This window comes from Vibrio ziniensis, from assembly GCF_011064285.1.
Classification (GTDB): Bacteria; Pseudomonadota; Gammaproteobacteria; order Enterobacterales; family Vibrionaceae; genus Vibrio; species Vibrio ziniensis.
Genome location: NZ_CP049331.1, coordinates 200,373 through 218,162, shown reverse-complemented (window position 1 = coordinate 218,162; position 17,790 = coordinate 200,373). Strand labels below are relative to the sequence as shown.

Below are 17,790 nucleotides of genomic sequence, written 5' to 3'. Positions count from 1 at the left end.
GAATCTTTATATAGTACACCGTATCCACAGCCCTAATTTGCACCCTCTAAAAGCTGCGAAATTAACTTAAATCCTGAGGCTCAATATCCAGTGTCCAGCGAACTTTACTGGCTAATGGCAACATTGAAATGGCCGGCTTAGCGCTCATCAACAATTTTTGCATCACTGAGCGAGCCTCTGCCTGCAATAGAAGTTGCCAGCGAAACTTTCCAGCACGTTTAGCCAGTGGCGCAGGCGTTGGTCCTAAAACCATGCAGTGCTGATCAAATAACGGATGCGCTTCCAATGTATGACGAACCTGACGCAAGAAATCTTCCACCATCTGAGACTGATTCGCTTCGGCTCTGAACAGGGTCAGATAGGTATATGGTGGTAACATTGCCAATTTACGCTCCGCCAAAGCAGTCAAGGCAAAATGGTGATAATCTCGCTGAAGAAGATCTTGTAGCAAGCTGTGCTCTGGGTGGTGAGTCTGCAATATCACTTCACCAGGCTTACTTGCACGTCCAGCTCTTCCTGCTACCTGAATGAAGAGCTGCGCTAAACGTTCGGACGCTCTAAAATCACTACTGTAGAGTGAGCCATCCACATCCAACAGAGCGACCAAAGTAACGTCTGGGAAGTGATGACCTTTAGCCAACATTTGGGTACCGATCAGGATCTGATACTCACCTCTACGAATCGACGTTAATGCCGACTCTAAGCTGCCCTTTCTGCGAGTGCTGTCTCGATCGATACGTATGGTTTTATATTCAGGGAATAGCTCTGCTAATTGTTTTTCAAGCTGTTCTGTCCCTACCCCTACTGTCACCAATTGTGTAGAACCGCAACTCTGACACTGATGAATAACAGGACGCTGAGAACCACAATGGTGGCAGCGAATTTCATTGCTGTATTGATGGAAGGTGTAATAGGCATCACAGCGTTGGCAATCGGCGATCCATCCACACTCATGGCACATTAATGCAGGTGAAAAGCCACGACGATTGAGAAACAGTAACACTTGGTTGCCTTCAGTCAGATGACGCCGCATGTCAGCAATTAAAGGCGCGGACAATCCACTTTCGAGATACAAACCTTTCACATCCAAAACGCGGTTGCGAGTAGGTACAGCAACACCGGCACGTTCTGTCAGATGTAGATGATGATATTTGCCCGTTAACGCATTATGTAACGTCTCTAACGCTGGTGTCGCTGAACCCAGCACAATAGGTATTTGCTCTTGATTAGCTCTCATCACCGCCACATCACGGGCATGATAACGCAGACTATCCTGCTGCTTGTAAGAGCTGTCATGCTCTTCATCAACAATAATAATACCGAGATCCGCAAACGGCGTTAACAATGCCGAGCGAGTACCAATGACAATGCCTGCCACTTTATCTCGCGCCGACAACCACGCGTTTAGCCGTTCGGTATCATTGAGCCCAGAGTGAATCACTTCTACAGGCACATTAAAGCGCTTTTTAAAACGGTTGATGGTTTGAGGCGTTAAACCAATTTCAGGCACCAGCACTAATGCTTGTTTCCCTTGCTCTAATACCGGCTTAATTAGGTTGAGATAAACTTCTGTTTTACCTGAGCCTGTTACCCCTTCCAATAAATAGCAACCGAAGCCTTTACTGCTGTTTACAGAAGCAATCGCGATGGCTTGTTCTTGGTTTAATTTTGGCTTTTCAACATCCGCTTCAATCTGCTTCGGCCAGGCTTTGAACTGCGGCTTCTGCTCACTAACTTCAATCCATCCCTTTTCTTGCAAGCTTTTGAGAGTCGCTATGCTGACGTCTTCTTCCAACAAGGAAGAATGAGAAACGGCGCCAGAAGTAAGAAGGTTCATAACCTGAGCCTGCTTAAAGGCGCGTCCGAAACCTTGCATCATTTGGTTACTACCACTGGGTGTCATTTGCCACTCTTTGCAACTGGCAAAGTCTGCAGGTTTACCTTTACGTAGCGCACTCGGCATAGCGTTGGCGAGAGTATCGCCAAGAGGAAATTGATAAAACTGACTGCACCATTTCAGCAGCGAGTACAGTTTATCCGGCCAAACAGGTTGAGAATCTAAGACTTCTTTGACTGATTTTAACTGCTCTATAGAAAATTCGGACTCTTGCGCAAACTCAGTCACAATCCCCACCAGCGTTTGACGGCCAAATGGCACTGATACCCTTCCGCCAATAATTGGAAAAAGATGGCTAGGAATGAGGTAATCAAACTGTTTGTCTAGTGGTACAGGTAGTGCAACACGAGCTATTGTTGGGCGCATAATGGTTTTGAGAGAGCAAAAATCAAAGAAAATACAGTCTACTGGATGATGCCATGAAATTCGAGCAACTAAAGTGGCGAAAATAACAGCGAAAGCGGTTGATCAGTGACTCAGGATTCATTACTATATCGCGCCTTGATGAGACGCTTGTAAGAACGCTCTTCAAGTGTCACTAATTATTTATTAATTTACGTGTGGTGTCCGGCATAGATTCGGATGGCGACACGGCCTAATTTGAGGTTATCCCATGAAAACTGGTATCCACCCAGAATACAAAGCAGTAAACGCGACTTGCTCTTGTGGCAACTCTTTCGTTTTCAACTCTACTCTAGGTAAAGACACAATGCACCTAGACGTATGTGACAAGTGCCACCCATTCTACTCTGGTAAGCAACGTATCGTTGATACTGGTGGTCGTGTTGATCGCTTCAACAAGCGTTTCGGCGCGCTATCTAGCAAGAAGTAATTTTACTTTACGCGAAGATTCAAAAAAGGACGCTACGGCGTCCTTTTTAGTTTTTGGCATTTGCTACCGTCATATCTCTAACCACATAATCTGGTCTTAGGAGCTATATTTCTCACTTATCAAAACTATGAAGATCCATTGACATACTCTAGAATGAGTGGCCTTAACGAAAACCATAAGGCTCTACCTAATGTCCAATAATGATCGCCATGAACTTACCGAGGAAGAAGCTTTTCGCCAGCAAGCCCTCGACTACCACGCTCTGCCAACTCCTGGAAAAATAGCAGTCGCTCTCACCAAATCCGCAGATTCAGCAAAAGATTTAGCTCTCGCATACAGTCCTGGTGTTGCAGAACCCGTTCGAGAAATCGCACAAAACGTTGATAACGTTTATAAATACACAGCTAAAGGCAATACCGTTGCGGTTATCTCTAACGGCACAGCAATTTTAGGTTTAGGTAACCTTGGCCCTATGGCTTCTAAACCGGTTATGGAAGGTAAAGCGCTATTATTCAAACGCTTTGCAAACCTAGACTCCATCGACATTCAAGTTAAGCACCGCACTATCGATGAGTTTGTTGATACGGTAGCGAACATCGCAGACACCTTTGGCGGTATCAACCTCGAAGACATCAAAGCCCCAGACTGTTTTGAAATTGAACGCCGCCTGATTGAACGTTGTGATGTTCCAGTATTCCATGATGATCAACACGGTACTGCAATTGTTACCGCTGCAGGTATGCTTAACGCTATCGAGCTGCAAGGCAAAAAACTCAATGAATGTACTATCGTTTGTTTAGGTGCTGGCGCTGCAGCCGTAGCGTGTATGGAACTGCTGATTAAATGCGGTGCTATGCGCGAAAAAATCTACATGCTTGACCGTAAAGGTGTGATTCATACTCGTCGTGATGACATCAATGAATACAAACAGTTATTTGCTAACAATACCGACAAACGCACCCTAGAAGATGTGATTAAAGGTGCCGACTTGTTCTTAGGCGTTTCAGGACCTAACCTGCTAACAGCCGACGAACTTAAACTGATGGCGGATAAACCCGTTGTGTTTGCATGTTCCAACCCAGATCCTGAAATCAAGCCTGCACTGGCACATGCTGTGCGCGATGATTTAATCATGGGTACAGGTCGTAGCGATTATCCAAACCAAGTGAACAACGTGCTTTGCTTCCCGTTCATTTTCCGTGGTGCATTAGATGTGCGTGCGAAAGTGATTAACGATCAGATGAAACTAGCAGCAGTAGCTGCAATTCGTGAATTAGCGAAAGAGCCCGTACCAGCAGAAGTATTGAAAGCTGCGGGAGTAGATTCTCTAACTTTCGGCAAAGAATACATTATCCCGAAACCGATGGATCCTCGCTTATTGCCTCGCGTAGCAAAAGCGGTAGCTCAGGCAGCTATTGATTCTGGAGTTGCGCATATCGGAATGCCTGAAAACTACATGGCAAACTAATATTGCCCCCATAAACGAGTTCAATTTAATGACTCGTTTTAAAAATACTCAAAGCCAAAAAAGCCCTGTTTTATATCAGGGCTTTTTTATAACTATCTACACAATTGGGCGAATAAACAGATTATCGACAACAATTAGTCGTCGTAAGCCTCGAACTCAATGCCCATTTCTGTCATTAATGCTTTTACTTCTGCTGGAATGTCATCCGGACGATCTTTACGTAAATCTTCATCCGTTGGTAACGGCTGACCAGTATAAGCATGCAGGAAAGCTTCACATAAAAGCTCACTATTGGTCGCATGTCGCAGGTTATTGATCTGGCGGCGAGTACGTTCATCTGTGAGTATTTTCAATACCTTAAGTGGAATTGATACGGTGATTTTTTTCACCTGCTCACTTTTTTTTCCATGCTCTGCATAGGGGCTTATATATTCACCGTTCCAGTCTGCCATTGCGCACCTTCATTGTTTGAATTCGAGTAATAATTCCAAAGGCTAGATTTTAGCGGGATTTACCGCCATAAGCAAAGACATATAGACGTCTAGAAGTGTTGACGTCTTTAAAATTGATAAGTAAAGTATGATGTCATTCCCCAATATAGACGAACACATGTATTCTTACTGTGAAATTGGAAGTCTATTTAAGAGTCTCAGGAAAGGAAATACTCATGACCAAACGCAAGCCAGCTACAATTGCAGTTCGTACCGGAATCGAATCAGATACTCAATATCACGCTGTCGTTCCGCCAATTTATTTATCGACTAACTACGGCTTTCCTGCGTTTGGTGAAGTGCCTCAGTACGACTACACTCGTTCAGGGAATCCAAACAGAGGTTTGTTGGAAAAGGCACTCTACGAATTAGAAAGCGGTGAAGGCGCGGTTGTGACTAACTGCGGCACTTCAGCGTTAAACCTGCTTGCTTCAACGCTACTTGGTCCTAACGACTTCATCGTCGCGCCACACGATTGCTATGGCGGTACTTACCGCTTATTCAATACTCGCTCAAAGAAAGGCGATTTCAAGGTTCTTTTTGTTGATCAATCTGATGAACAAGCACTTACGGCAGCGTTGACGAAGAAGCCAAAACTGGTGCTGTTAGAAACGCCTTCTAACCCTTTGGTGCGTGTAGTTGATATTGAAAAAATCTGTCAACAAGCAAAAGCTGTAGGCGCACTAGTCGCGGTAGATAACACGTTCTTAACTCCCGTTTACCAAAAGCCCCTAACGCTGGGTGCAGACTTTGTCATCCACTCAACAACGAAATTCATCAATGGTCACTCAGATGTCATTGGCGGTGTGGTGATCAGTAAAACCAAAGCTCATGCTGAAGAACTGGCTTGGTGGGGGAACTGTATTGGTGCAACAGGCACACCATTTGACAGCTATATGACATTGCGTGGTATCCGTACCTTGGGCGCCCGTATGCGTGTGCATGAAGAAAGCTCGCTGCAAATTTTGGATTATTTGAAAACACAGTCACTGATAAAAGCGATTTATCACCCTAGCCTACCTGAGCACCCGGGACATGATATTGCGAAGAAACAGCAACTCGGCTTTGGTTCCATGTTGAGCTTTGAATTTGCAGGCAGCTACGAACAGCTAAAATATTTTGTCGGCGAGCTAGAGCTTTTCTCACTCGCAGAATCTCTGGGGGGGGTGGAAAGTTTAATCTGCCACCCGGCAAGTATGACTCACCGTGCAATGGGCGAAGAAGCGCTTGCTGAAGCCGGTATTTCTCAGCTATTGCTGCGTTTATCGGTTGGCTTAGAAGATGCATCAGATCTTATCGCTGATTTGGACCAAGCCTTTACCAAAGCTAAGGAGAAGTTTTAATGACGGTTTCACGCCAGCTACATAAATTTGGCGGCAGTAGCTTAGCAGATCCTGAATGTTATTTGCGCGTAGCAAACATTCTTAAAGAGTACTCACAACCTGAAGATTTAGTGGTTGTTTCAGCGGCAGGCAAAACAACCAACCGCTTGATCGCATTTTTAGAAGCATTGAACAAAGACGGACGGGTTGCTCACGAAACTCTGCAATCATTACGTCAATTCCAATGCAAGTTGGTCGAAGAACTTCTTGAAGGTGAAGTGGCAGATAGCTTGCTAACACAAGTCAATGGCGAATTCATCCGCTTAGGCGAACTAACAGCACCACTAACAAAAGCGCAGCAGGCTGCGGTGCTTGGCCACGGTGAAATGTGGTCAGCAAGATTGTTGGCAACACTGCTTAACCAAAGCAACTTACCAGCCTTGTCACAAGACGCACGTGAGTTTCTGCGCGCTGAAGCAGGGACTCAGCCGGAGGTTGACCGCTCGCGCTCTTACCCACTATTGAAGAAAGTATTGGCGCAACATGCACATCACCGTATCGTGATTACTGGCTTTATGGCGCAAAATGACCAAGGGGATACCGTGCTGCTTGGTCGTAATGGCTCTGACTACTCAGCGACTGTCATTGGTGCTCTAGCCGATGTTTCTCGCGTAACAATTTGGAGTGACGTGGCTGGCGTCTATAGTGCTGACCCACGTATCGTAACGAATGCGTGTCTACTACCACTATTGCGTTTAGATGAAGCCAACGAACTGGCTCGTCTTGCCGCTCCAGTTTTGCATAGCCGCACGTTACAGCCAGTTGCTCAAAGCGCAATGGAACTTCAACTGCGCTGCAGTCACAAGCCAGAATCAGGCTCAACCAAAATTGAACGTGTATTGGCGTCAGGTCGCGGAGCAAAAATCATTACTTCATTAGATGAAGTGCTACTGATTGAACTTGAGTTTGGTCACGGCCATGATTTCGAACGAGTTTACAGTGAGACTCTTGAGAAGCTCAAACGCGAGCAACTTGAACCTCTCGCTTTTGAAGCGCAAGCAGACCAACATAAATTACGCTTGGCATACACAGCTGAAATCGCGTCGGGGGCTCTTGCATACCTACAAGACATCGCAACCGCAGCCGACATCAAATTGAAAGAAGGTTATTCCCTAGTGGGTGCCGTCGGTGCTGGTGTTACCAAGAACGCCAACCATAGCTACGGTTTCTACCAACAACTAAAAAATGCACCGGTAGAGTTTGTTTGTGAAGCGGAATCAGAACTTAGCTTAGTGGCAGTACTACGCCAAACACCCGTCGAGAAGCTCGTGGTAGGTGTTCACAACCAAATTTTCCAAGCGCAGAAACGTGTTGCTCTTGCGTTATGCGGCAAAGGTAACATCGGCTCTAGCTGGCTAAAACTGTTTGCTGAACAAAAAGAAGAGTTGGAAAAACGCAGAGGTATGAACTTTGAGTTGGTTGCTGTGGTAGACAGCCAGACATACTGGTTTGACCCACAAGGTATCGACCCAGAAACAGTTCTGAGCCGTTATCGCGATGAAGCGATTCCAAATGAAAGTAATAGCTGGCTCTACAAGCTAGGCAAATTACAAGGCTATGACGATGCCATCGTGTTAGATGTGACAGCAAGTAAAATCCTAGCTAACCAATATCTGGATATTGCAGAACAAGGTATGCACCTTATCTCTGCCAATAAAGTTGCTGGTTCCGCATCGAGCGAATACTACAACCAAGTCAAAGATGCGTTTGCGAAGATCAGCCGCCACTGGCTGTATAACGCGACAGTTGGTGCTGGTTTGCCTATCAACCACACTGTTCGAGATTTGCGTGAAAGTGGTGATGAAATCACTGCACTGTCTGGTATTTTCTCAGGCACTCTCTCTTGGTTATTCCAACAGTATGATGGCTCAATCCCGTTTAGCGAACTGGTGGATTTAGCTTGGCAACAAGGGTTGACCGAACCTGACCCTCGTAACGATTTAGACGGTTCTGACGTTATGCGCAAGCTGGTGATCCTCGCCCGTGAATCAGGCTTGGAGGTTGAACCTCAAAACATTCGAGTAGAATCTCTGGTTCCTAAAGAATTGCGTGATATTTCGCTGGATGACTTCCTCGACAACAGCCAATTACTTAATGAGCGACTAGCTGAGCGTTTAGCGAAAGCTCAGAAGCAAGATAAAGTGCTTCGCTATGTGGCTCGTCTAGAGAAAAACGGCAAAGCAAGTGTAGGTGTTGAAGCTTTGGAGAAAGATCATCCACTGGCAAACCTATTGCCATGTGACAACATCTTTGCCATCGAGAGTCGTTGGTACAAAGACAACCCACTGGTCATTCGTGGGCCGGGGGCAGGTCGAGAAGTGACCGCTGGAGCGATTCAGTCTGACCTCAACCTACTTTCAAGCTTCCTATAGCCTTATAAAACTCGCCGTAACTGGCGAGTTTTATTGTTTTATCGCTATTAACTTCCATTTATCCAGAACAACACTCGAAACTATTATTTCTTGGTATGAAAAATCACCATTTAGCATTTAAATGAATTGAAATGATTTCACCATCAACATGAGAAAAATTCATAATAGTTGGGTTGACATTAAAACGTATTCAATTCATTCTGTAGCCATATAGACGTCTAAACGTCAATTTAAACGAATATCAGCGTTTGTAGTGATAACTACAAGGAGAGAGAAGATGGGATACACGCACGCAGGTCATATTGACGCTTTAAACCAGAATATTTCTGAGCTTTCTAACATTAATGTGTCTTTTGAGTTTTTTCCGCCAAGTTCAGAGAAGATGGAAGAAACCTTGTGGAACTCTGTACACCGTCTAAAAACTCTTCAACCTAAGTTTGTTTCTGTTACCTATGGTGCAAATTCTGGTGAGCGTGACCGTACCCACTCAATTATCAAAGCGATCAAAGATCAAACAGGTCTAGTGTCAGCGCCGCACCTAACTTGCATAGATGCCTCTCGTGAAGAGTTGATTAACATTGCCGATGATTACTGGGCGAACGGTATTCACAATATTGTTGCTCTACGTGGAGATATCCCTCCTGGCGGCGGTAAGCCTGAGATGTATGCCTCTGATCTGGTTGAACTATTAAAGTCTCGCCATGATTTTGATATCTCTGTTGCAGCATTCCCAGAAGTACACCCAGAAGCAAAAAGTGCTCAAGCTGACTTATTGAACTTGAAACGTAAAGTAGATGCAGGTGCTAACCGCGCCATCACTCAGTTCTTTTTCGATGTAGAAAGCTACCTACGTTTCCGTGACCGTTGTGTGGCGGCAGGCATTGATGTAGAAATTGTACCGGGAATTCTTCCAGTATCGAACTTTGCTCAAGCATCTCGCTTTGCTGCACAAAACAACGTGAAAGTACCAAGCTGGATGGCAAAACAGTTTGAAGGTTTGGAGGATGATCCAGTGACTCGTCAGCTAGTAGGTGCAAGTCAGGCAATTGATATGGTTCGCGTACTGTCACGCGAAGGTGTAAAAGACTTCCACTTCTACACGCTAAACCGTGCTGAAATGACTTACGCGTTGTGCCACACCTTAGGTGTTCGCCCTACTCGTTAATTTTGAAGAGAGCCGACTCTCGCTCGATATTCAAAACATAAAAACGCCGATACTGTTCGGCGTTTTTTATTTGTGAAAAGCAGAGGCTTATTCCACATCATCCATTTTGCCAAGTAGGCTACGAATGCGCTCTTGCCATTGGTCATGCTCTTGTTGGATTTGTTGCGCTTTTTGTACAGAAGCTTCGTGGTTCGCTTTCAACTCATTTGCTTCTTCAACTAGCTTTTGCTTCTCTTCTTTCAGCTCTTCAACTTCCATTTGCAGTAGAGCGATTGTGTCAACCGCGGTTTGGATTTTTGCTTCTAGTTGTTCTAGTACTTCAAAAGACATGGTACTTACCCTTTATTGATTCGGTTGAAATGGACAAAACGTCACTTATTGCCCCATTCTACTCAGCCAAGCCCAGAGAAACACTCACTATATTCGATCTTTTTCGCTATTCGCTTAAAAAAACAACGTAATTTTACCTGGCGCTAACTTTCATCTAAGAAAGTAACTACAGCCTGATCAGAATCTGTCCTGTAACGTGCTAAATCTCACTATCTTTTGATCCAATACAACTCTCTGCCGGGCTAATTAGCAAACGTTTTCCTACTATTATGTTAGAATGCCGCCGAAATTATCCCCTATCGTTCTGAGTTGGAGTGAAAATGAAACGTGATTTAGCAATGGCTTTTTCTCGAGTCACAGAAGGTGCTGCACTAGCAGGTTATAAATGGCTTGGTCGTGGTGATAAAAACGCCGCCGACGGTGCCGCCGTAGAAGTTATGCGTACACTACTGAATCAAACAGAAATCCAAGGCGAAATTGTTATTGGTGAGGGGGAAATCGACGATGCTCCTATGTTGTTCATCGGCGAAAAAGTTGGTCTAGGTGGCGATGAAGTGGACATTGCTGTTGATCCAATCGAAGGCACTCGTATGACAGCGATGGGTCAGTCGAATGCCTTAGCCGTTTTAGCCGCTGGCGAAAAAGGCAGCTTTCTAAAAGCACCAGATATGTACATGGAAAAACTGGTTGTTGGTCCGGGTGCGAAAGGCTGTATCGATCTGAATAAGCCGCTGAAAGAAAACCTAGAAAATATTGCAGAAGCATTAGGCAAAACACTCGATACACTTGTGGTAACAACGCTTGCAAAACCTCGTCACGATGCGGTGATTACTGAAATGCAACAGATGGGCGTTCGCGTATTCGCGGTGCCAGATGGCGACGTGGCGGCTTCAATTCTTACTTGTATGCCAGATAGCGAAGTGGATGTGATGTACTGCATTGGTGGCGCACCTGAAGGCGTGGTATCTGCGGCGGTAATTCGTGCCCTTGACGGCGACATGCATGGGCGCTTGCTTCCACGTCACCAAGTTAAAGGTGACACAGAAGATAACCGTATTTGGGGCGCAAGTGAGCTAGAGCGCTGCAAGCAGATGGGCGTTGAAGCGAACGTGGTTCTAAAGATGGAAGACATGGCCCGTAGCGATAACATTATCTTCTCAGCAACAGGCATCACTAAAGGTGATTTGCTAGAAGGTATCACGCGTAAAGGTCATATTGCCACCACCGAAACACTGTTAGTTCGTGGGCGCTGCCGTACCATCCGTCGTATTAAATCGATTCACTATCTAGAGCGTAAAGACCCAGAAATTCGCGACATTATTCTTTAAGCATCAAACATAAAAAAGACCGCATTTTGCGGTCTTTTTCTTTACCTAAATCAGATGAGTGTTAGAACAACTCTTCAGCAACTTTGTATAGGTCTTTGCGCACTGGACGACGCATGTTCTCAATTGCATCAATGATGTCGTGGTGAACCAATGCTTCTTTTTGGATACCAACACAACGACCACCTTGGCCTTCCATTAATAGATGAACCGCGAAGTTACCCATACGAGAAGCTAGAACACGGTCAAATGCTGTTGGTTTGCCACCACGTTGGATATGACCAAGAATGGTTGCACGAGTTTCACGCTTGGTTGCTTTCTCGATTTCTTTCGCAAGAACATTTGCATCCACCATCAGCTCAGTCAGAGCGATGATCGCATGCTTCTTACCTTTCTTAATGCCGTCCTGAATATTTGCAATCAAACTATCCATATTCAGACCTGTTTCAGGCGTAATGATGTACTCACAGCCACCCGCTAGCGCAGACATCAGAGTTAAGTCACCACAGTGACGACCCATGATTTCTACGATAGAAATACGTTGGTGAGATGAAGAAGTATCACGCAAACGGTCAATAGATTCGATAACTGTGTTAAGTGCAGTTAAGTAACCGATAGTGTAGTCAGTACCCGCGATGTCATTGTCAATTGTGCCTGGAAGGCCAATACATGGATAACCCATTTCAGTCAGCTTCTTAGCACCCATGTATGAACCGTCACCACCGATAACTACAAGAGCCTCGATACCGTGTTTCTTCAAGTTTTCAATCGCTTTTTCTCTAACAGCGACTTCTTTAAACTCAGGAAAACGAGCTGAGCCTAAGAAAGTACCACCACGGTTGATAACATCAGAAACACTTGAACGGTCAAGCTGTTTGATGCGATCTTCATAAAGACCCTGGTAACCATCGTAAATACCATAAACTTCAATACCTAAGCTTAACGCTGTACGTACTACCCCACGAATAGCCGCGTTCATGCCTGGAGCATCGCCACCACTAGTCAAAACACCGATCTTTTTAATCATGATCACCCTCAATTTTTTTGAAATTTGTATAGCTATTTTTGGCGCCGCCCAAATCATGTTCAGACAGCAGAATCTTGTAATTATATGTGCACGTTAGAAAAACTAACTTGCTTAGCATGCGCTGCTATAAAGCTTTTTACCCAGAAGCAGTATTACAGTTTTGCACGTTCGCATCGTTGATTCACATCAGATTCGCGCATTTTATTCATGCCGCAAAAAATATAGTCTATCTGACAAGCTTTGTCGCTACCAGTGCTGAAGTTTTTGCTTCCTTTCTGGGCCAAACATCAAAGAGTACGGGTCTTGATGAATCAGCACATCCGCACCAGGAAACGCTTTACACAATTTTTCATCGACAACATCTGCGATTTGATGCGCCTCAATCAGAGGCATCTTATCGTCCAATTCTAAGTGTAGCTGAATAAATCTTACTGGCCCTGACATTCGAGTCCTGAGGTCATGAACACCTAAAACGCCTTCTACTGAAAGAGAAATATCTCGAATTTGTTCGATCTCTTCTTCGGGTAATTGCCTGTCCAATAAGGTTTGAATCGCTTCCTGAACCATCTTGAATGCGCTGTATAAAATGAAACAACCGATACCAATAGCAAAAACCGCATCCGCTTGTTTCACACCAAACCAGCTTAAACCTAACGCCACCATAATTGCGCCGTTCATGTATAAGTCGGATTGGTAATGTAAAGAGTCTGCCGCAATGGCTTGACTACCCGTTTTCTTCACCACATGACGCTGAAACATCACCAAAGCAAAAGTCACCACAATAGCCAATAAGCTGACATAGATACCATATTCAGGATCCTGAAGATCATGGGGACGGAAGAAGCGATCAACACCGTTCAAAATAAGAAAACAAGCTGAACCTGAGATAAACATGGCTTGAGCGAGAGCAGCCAAGGATTCAGCCTTGCCGTGACCAAATGCATGTTCTCTGTCCGCAGGCTGAAGTGAGTAGCGTAACACCACTAGGTTTACTACGGACGCCGCAATATCCAACATGGAGTCAATAAGTGAGGCCAGCAAGCTAACAGAACCGGTTATCCACCAAGCAGCAACTTTAACCACCAGAAGTAACGTCGCAACACAGGTTGCCGTCCATGCAGCAATCGTGACTAAACGTGCGTATTCCTTTTTCATAACGTCTTACCATAACAAACAATGAGTTGATTATACCTAAAAGCTCTTAGGATGCTTGTTTGTTAGTCAATTTAGTCACAGGTTAAACCAGCGAAAAAGCAGAAACAGAAAAGGCAGCCGAAGCTGCCTTTGTGTACTCACCAAATTATTATTAACCACAATAACAAACGGTGTGAGATTTATTGTGCCATTGGAGGAAGCATTTGACCTTGAGGACCGCCACGCATCATGCCTTGACCTCTAGGACCTTGACCACCTTTGCCACCTTGGCCATTACCTTGACCAAATAACACACATTCGTTCATTCGATCTTGTTGAATTGATGCCAACTTAGTTTTTTGATCCGCTGTTAGCACGTTCATCATTTCGTTGCGTTGTTTCATCATCGCAACACGTTGTTCTGCTCGACGTTGAACCATTTGCTCTGCCAGTTTTTTCGCTGCTGCTTCATCAAAGTTTGATGACATCACCAAATCTCTTTCTTGCTGTTTGTAGGCACGCATTTCAGCTTGTTTACCAGCGCGTTGAGCTTGCATCGTATCGCGCATTTTTAGACGAAGATCCGCCATTTTTGCTTTTTGCTCAGGAGTTACATTTAATTGAGCAAACACTTCTGGATTCATCATGCCACCGCGTCCACAATCACCGCCAAAATCTCGGCCTGGACCGTTACCGCCACCAGCTGCAAATACGGCTGCTGAGCCTAAAGTAATAGGTAGAACAACGGCTGCAAGGATCATTTTTTTTGCCAGTTTCATAATCTTTTCCTTCTCGTTTGGACTTGAATCGGCTGCCTGTGCAGCGCTTAAATTTATAATACGACTTGGTACGTAAAGCAGTGTTTAAGAAGCGTAAATAATCGTAAAGGATGAGTTTGCCTATGATCCTAATGGTCAATTCACAGTACACTGTATTCAGCATCCTACATTTACAATCAAGTGCAGTTAGTAATAAATGATGGATTGGCAGTTCGTAAATTTTTTGAGGTAACCATGGCACACATCCTATTAATTGATGACGACACAGAATTAACCAGCTTGCTAAAAGAAGTATTAAGCTATGAAGGGTTTGACGTATCCGAAGCCAATGATGGAGAAGCGGGGCTACACGCGGTCAATGACAGCGTAGATTTGATTCTATTAGATGTCATGATGCCTAAACTTAACGGAATGGAAACCTTAAAGAGATTGCGCGAAAAATGGCAAACGCCTGTTCTTATGCTTACAGCTAAAGGTGAAGAAATTGATCGCGTCATCGGTTTAGAACTCGGTGCTGACGATTATCTGCCAAAACCATTTAGCGACAGAGAGCTGCTAGCAAGAATTCGCGCCGTGTTGCGTCGCACTCAGCAGCATTCAAACAAACATTCTGATGTTATCGAATGCCAAGATATTCAGGTATTTCCGGCTAAACAAGAAGCATACTGCCAGGGTCAGTTGCTCGATCTCACCACTACAGAATTCGCGCTTTTAGCGCACTTTGTACAGAATCCGGGAAACACCATCACTAAAGAAGATCTAAGCCTAGATGTCTTGGGTAAAAGACTGGCGGCTTTTGACCGTGCGATTGACATGCACGTATCCAACCTAAGAAAAAAACTGCCTGAACGTGAAGATGGAAAAGTAAGAATCAAAACCCTTCGAGGGCGAGGCTACCTAATGGTGTTGGAGGATTAATGCGTTTACCAACATTCAATAATCTCTATGGGCGGATTTTCGCTATTTTCTGGCTCACCATGTTTCTGGTGCTTTTAGCCGTATTAGCACTTCCCCATTTAGACCCTCGAAAATCTCGCGACTTACCATCGGACATGTACCAACGCATCGTGGTGCAAAAAGATATGCTTGAAGAGCGGTTCCGAGGAGAAGGCAACCTTACCCGTATTCTGATGTTCCTAGAAGGCAATGGTAATGGCAATCGAGGACAAGGACCAATGATGCGTGACGAGGAAAAAGACTCCCGACCACGCTTCTTTGTCACAGACTTAGATGGTAACGTGCTTACCGCTCGTGAACACCCAGATTTCAAATACAAAGCTTTGCAAAACTTTGCGACCAGTATTGAATCATTAGATAAACCACAACAACGCCTATATGGACGCTATATGATAGCAGGTCCAGTCCCCGTAACTTTCGCACATCAGAATCTACTCCTCTACGTGGGCTTCCGTTGGGATCAGCCGCCGCCATTTTTACTTCAGTTGTTTGATAAACCGATACAACTGTTATTAGCGGTCATGTTAGTCAGTACTCCACTTTTATTGTGGCTCGCTTGGGCACTGAGTAAACCGGCTCAGCGTTTGGCTCTGGCTGCTCAGCGTGTGGCACGTGGGCAGTTTGAAGCTGACCCCGATCTTGAAAAAGGAACCATGGAGTTTCGTCAGGCTGGCCGTAGCTTTAACCAGATGGTGGAAGCAGTAAACCAGATGATTTCCGGTCAGCAGCGGTTACTGTCAGATATATCCCATGAGCTGCGCTCGCCTCTGACTCGGTTACGCATGGCAAACGCACTAGCAACTCGTAAACAAGGCACCAGTAGCGAGCTTGAGCGGATTGATACGGAAGCCCAGCGCTTAGAACAAATGATTGGAGAATTACTTGAACTGTCGAGAATGCAGACCAACAGTCATCTGAGTCGTGAAGAACAACCGTTGCGCAGCCTTTGGGAAGAGCTGCTTAGTGATGCTCAGTTTGAAGCCGAGCAAATGAATAAAACACTCAAATTCGACGCAATACCGAATGTCAGTATTTCTGGTAATCCAAAGCTATTGATGAGCGCTTTGGAAAACATCGTTCGCAATGCAATTCATTACGGTAAAGACACTATAGTGGTGCGTTTTTCGACCACAGAACACCATGTTACCGTATCAGTAGAAGATAACGGTGATGGCGTACCTGATGACGAACTCACACAAATCTTCCGCCCGTTTTATCGTGTCTCTACCGCACGGGATCGACACAGCGGCGGTACAGGCTTGGGGTTAGCCATCACCGAAAGTGCAATCCGCCAACACAGTGGTGTGATTGAAGCGAGCCGCAGCCCGTTAAATGGCTTAAAAGTTCAGTTCACTTTACCAATCTGATCTGCCATTTCTATAACTTGTGATTTAAGGGGTGAGGGATTTATACTCGCCCCTTAAATTTAGTAAGGAAGTGAATTGTCATGTTTGATATTGCCCTGTACGAGCCAGAAATCGCCCCCAACACAGGAAACATTATTCGTTTATCCGCAAACTGTGGTGCAAACCTTCATTTAATTGAGCCTCTTGGTTTCGATTTGGAAGAGAAAAAAGTTCGTCGTGCAGGTTTGGATTATCACGACCTAGCGCGAGTGACTCGCCATAAAGACTATCAAGCATTCCTCAACTACCTTACTGAGCGAGGCGAATTTCGCATCTTCGCCTGTACCACTAAAACTACGGGTCATCATGTTGATGCCAACTTCCATAAAGGCGACGTTCTGCTGTTCGGTCCTGAAACTCGCGGGCTTCCAGCCGAGATTATTGAGAGCTTACCGATGGCACAGCGCATCCGAATTCCAATGATGCCCGATGCTCGTAGTCTCAACCTATCTAATGCCGTTGCTATCATTGCTTTTGAAGCATGGCGACAAATGGGATTTGAAGGCGCGTTATAGTCTTGCTAAATCAAACCGATGGATCAAAAAAGCTCTGGCGAACACCAGAGCTTTTTTATTATTAGGTTATTCTTGATTACACCATTCTAGGTAAAAATATGTTCAGATTAAGTATCGGTGCAGCAATGCGTTTTCCCAATCGGTCTTAGCTAGCAAAGCCTTAATGAAGACGATGATTTGAGTCTTGGTCGTCATCGGCTTTTTTCTCATATTCACCATCAAAGGTATTTCCCTGATGAGAATCATGAGAGCGGAATGGATCATGCTCAAAATGACTTGAATGAAAACCGCCAGACATATTTGATACCACCACTTTGCTCATCAGATATTTAGCAATCATGGCTCGTGGTACTGGTAATAACACAACCATACCCATTGCGTCAGTCATAAAGCCTGGTGTTAACAGTAAAACGCCTGCAACTGCGAGCATCACACCTTCAACAATTTGTTGCGCAGGCATTTCGCCACGCTGCATACGCTGTTGAACTGTCAGCAAGGTTTGTAAACCTTGGCTTCTAACCAGAGAAGCGCCAACAAATGCGGTTATCAAAACTAGAGCAATAGTCGGCCATAAGCCCAACATGCCACCGACTTGAATAAACAAGCCAATTTCGATGATAGGCACGGCAATAAATAGAAATAGTAAAATCGGAAACACGGCTCCTCCTTATTTTGCTACACCTTAGCGCCAACAATTCACCAGTGCAATG

General features: G+C 44.9%; 16 protein-coding genes. 9 read left to right on the top strand and 7 right to left on the bottom strand.

Translation table 11 applies throughout. The annotated features are described in order from the left end of the window. Nucleotides 1-61 precede the first annotated feature (61 nt). Complete coding sequence (gene priA / locus G5S32_RS00960; RefSeq protein WP_165310069.1) at nucleotides 62-2,263, bottom strand: primosomal protein N'; 2,202 nt, start codon at nucleotides 2,261-2,263, stop codon at nucleotides 62-64. A gap of 247 nt (nucleotides 2,264-2,510) precedes the next feature. Here priA and rpmE point away from each other — a divergent pair, with 247 nt between their 5' ends. Together rpmE and G5S32_RS00950 are read left to right on the top strand one after the other, a co-directional pair. After that, on the top strand, nucleotides 2,511-2,729 hold the full coding sequence (gene rpmE, locus G5S32_RS00955; protein WP_165310068.1) for a 50S ribosomal protein L31: 219 nt from the start codon (nucleotides 2,511-2,513) through the stop codon (nucleotides 2,727-2,729). Nucleotides 2,730-2,919: 190 nt separating this feature from the next. Then, the gene (locus G5S32_RS00950; RefSeq protein ID WP_165310067.1) at nucleotides 2,920-4,197 is read left to right on the top strand and encodes a malic enzyme-like NAD(P)-binding protein; all 1,278 of its coding nucleotides are present in this window, start codon (nucleotides 2,920-2,922) and stop codon (nucleotides 4,195-4,197) included. 134 nt (nucleotides 4,198-4,331) lie between these two features. On the opposite strand, the gene metJ is transcribed toward G5S32_RS00950, so the two are convergent. Beyond that, on the bottom strand, nucleotides 4,332-4,649 hold the full coding sequence (metJ, locus tag G5S32_RS00945) for a met regulon transcriptional regulator MetJ (RefSeq protein ID WP_042484962.1): 318 nt from the start codon (nucleotides 4,647-4,649) through the stop codon (nucleotides 4,332-4,334). A gap of 215 nt (nucleotides 4,650-4,864) precedes the next feature. Between metJ and G5S32_RS00940 the strand changes: the two genes are divergently transcribed. From G5S32_RS00940 to metF, 3 genes are all read left to right on the top strand, one after another. Then, nucleotides 4,865-6,031 (top strand): O-succinylhomoserine (thiol)-lyase, encoded by a 1,167-nt coding sequence (locus G5S32_RS00940; RefSeq protein WP_165310066.1) that lies wholly within the window; start codon nucleotides 4,865-4,867, stop codon nucleotides 6,029-6,031. Beyond that, the gene (locus G5S32_RS00935) at nucleotides 6,031-8,442 is read left to right on the top strand and encodes a bifunctional aspartate kinase/homoserine dehydrogenase II (RefSeq protein ID WP_165310065.1); all 2,412 of its coding nucleotides are present in this window, start codon (nucleotides 6,031-6,033) and stop codon (nucleotides 8,440-8,442) included. The genes G5S32_RS00940 and G5S32_RS00935 overlap by 1 nt, the downstream gene beginning before the upstream one ends. 277 nt (nucleotides 8,443-8,719) lie before the next feature. Beyond that, the gene (gene metF / locus G5S32_RS00930; protein ID WP_165310064.1) at nucleotides 8,720-9,607 is read left to right on the top strand and encodes a methylenetetrahydrofolate reductase; all 888 of its coding nucleotides are present in this window, start codon (nucleotides 8,720-8,722) and stop codon (nucleotides 9,605-9,607) included. An 87-nt stretch (nucleotides 9,608-9,694) separates the two neighbouring features. On the opposite strand, the gene zapB is transcribed toward metF, so the two are convergent. After that, on the bottom strand, nucleotides 9,695-9,937 hold the full coding sequence (zapB, locus tag G5S32_RS00925) for a cell division protein ZapB (protein WP_165310063.1): 243 nt from the start codon (nucleotides 9,935-9,937) through the stop codon (nucleotides 9,695-9,697). A gap of 320 nt (nucleotides 9,938-10,257) precedes the next feature. On the opposite strand from zapB, the gene glpX reads away from it, so the two are divergent. Further along, nucleotides 10,258-11,265 (top strand): class II fructose-bisphosphatase, encoded by a 1,008-nt coding sequence (gene glpX, locus G5S32_RS00920; RefSeq protein ID WP_165310062.1) that lies wholly within the window; start codon nucleotides 10,258-10,260, stop codon nucleotides 11,263-11,265. A 61-nt stretch (nucleotides 11,266-11,326) separates the two neighbouring features. Here the strand turns inward: glpX and pfkA are convergent, their stop codons facing one another. The 3 genes from pfkA to G5S32_RS00905 all read right to left on the bottom strand — a co-directional run bounded on the left by pfkA (nucleotide 11,327) and on the right by G5S32_RS00905 (nucleotide 14,202). Further along, nucleotides 11,327-12,289 (bottom strand): 6-phosphofructokinase, encoded by a 963-nt coding sequence (gene pfkA, locus G5S32_RS00915; RefSeq protein WP_165310061.1) that lies wholly within the window; start codon nucleotides 12,287-12,289, stop codon nucleotides 11,327-11,329. Between the two features lie 246 nt (nucleotides 12,290-12,535). Beyond that, nucleotides 12,536-13,444 carry a CDF family cation-efflux transporter FieF gene (gene fieF / locus G5S32_RS00910; protein WP_165310060.1) on the bottom strand — a complete coding sequence of 303 codons (909 nt, stop codon included), beginning with the start codon at nucleotides 13,442-13,444 and terminating at the stop codon, nucleotides 12,536-12,538. Nucleotides 13,445-13,623: 179 nt separating this feature from the next. Further along, entirely contained in the window at nucleotides 13,624-14,202 is a 579-nt protein-coding gene (locus G5S32_RS00905; RefSeq protein WP_165310059.1) for a CpxP family protein, read from the bottom strand. A gap of 234 nt (nucleotides 14,203-14,436) precedes the next feature. Here G5S32_RS00905 and G5S32_RS00900 point away from each other — a divergent pair, with 234 nt between their 5' ends. From G5S32_RS00900 to G5S32_RS00890, 3 genes are all read left to right on the top strand, one after another. Beyond that, a complete protein-coding gene (locus tag G5S32_RS00900) occupies nucleotides 14,437-15,120 on the top strand; it encodes a response regulator (protein WP_165310058.1) in 684 nt (227 codons plus the stop codon). Continuing rightward, nucleotides 15,120-16,526, top strand: coding sequence for an envelope stress sensor histidine kinase CpxA (cpxA, locus tag G5S32_RS00895; RefSeq protein ID WP_165310057.1), 1,407 nt, complete (start codon nucleotides 15,120-15,122; stop codon nucleotides 16,524-16,526). The genes G5S32_RS00900 and cpxA overlap by 1 nt, the downstream gene beginning before the upstream one ends. An 80-nt stretch (nucleotides 16,527-16,606) precedes the next feature. Beyond that, entirely contained in the window at nucleotides 16,607-17,080 is a 474-nt protein-coding gene (locus G5S32_RS00890; RefSeq protein WP_165310056.1) for a tRNA (cytidine(34)-2'-O)-methyltransferase, read from the top strand. Nucleotides 17,081-17,240: 160 nt separating this feature from the next. Here the strand turns inward: G5S32_RS00890 and G5S32_RS00885 are convergent, their stop codons facing one another. Then, nucleotides 17,241-17,738 carry an FxsA family protein gene (locus tag G5S32_RS00885; protein WP_165310055.1) on the bottom strand — a complete coding sequence of 166 codons (498 nt, stop codon included), beginning with the start codon at nucleotides 17,736-17,738 and terminating at the stop codon, nucleotides 17,241-17,243. Nucleotides 17,739-17,790 lie beyond the last annotated feature (52 nt).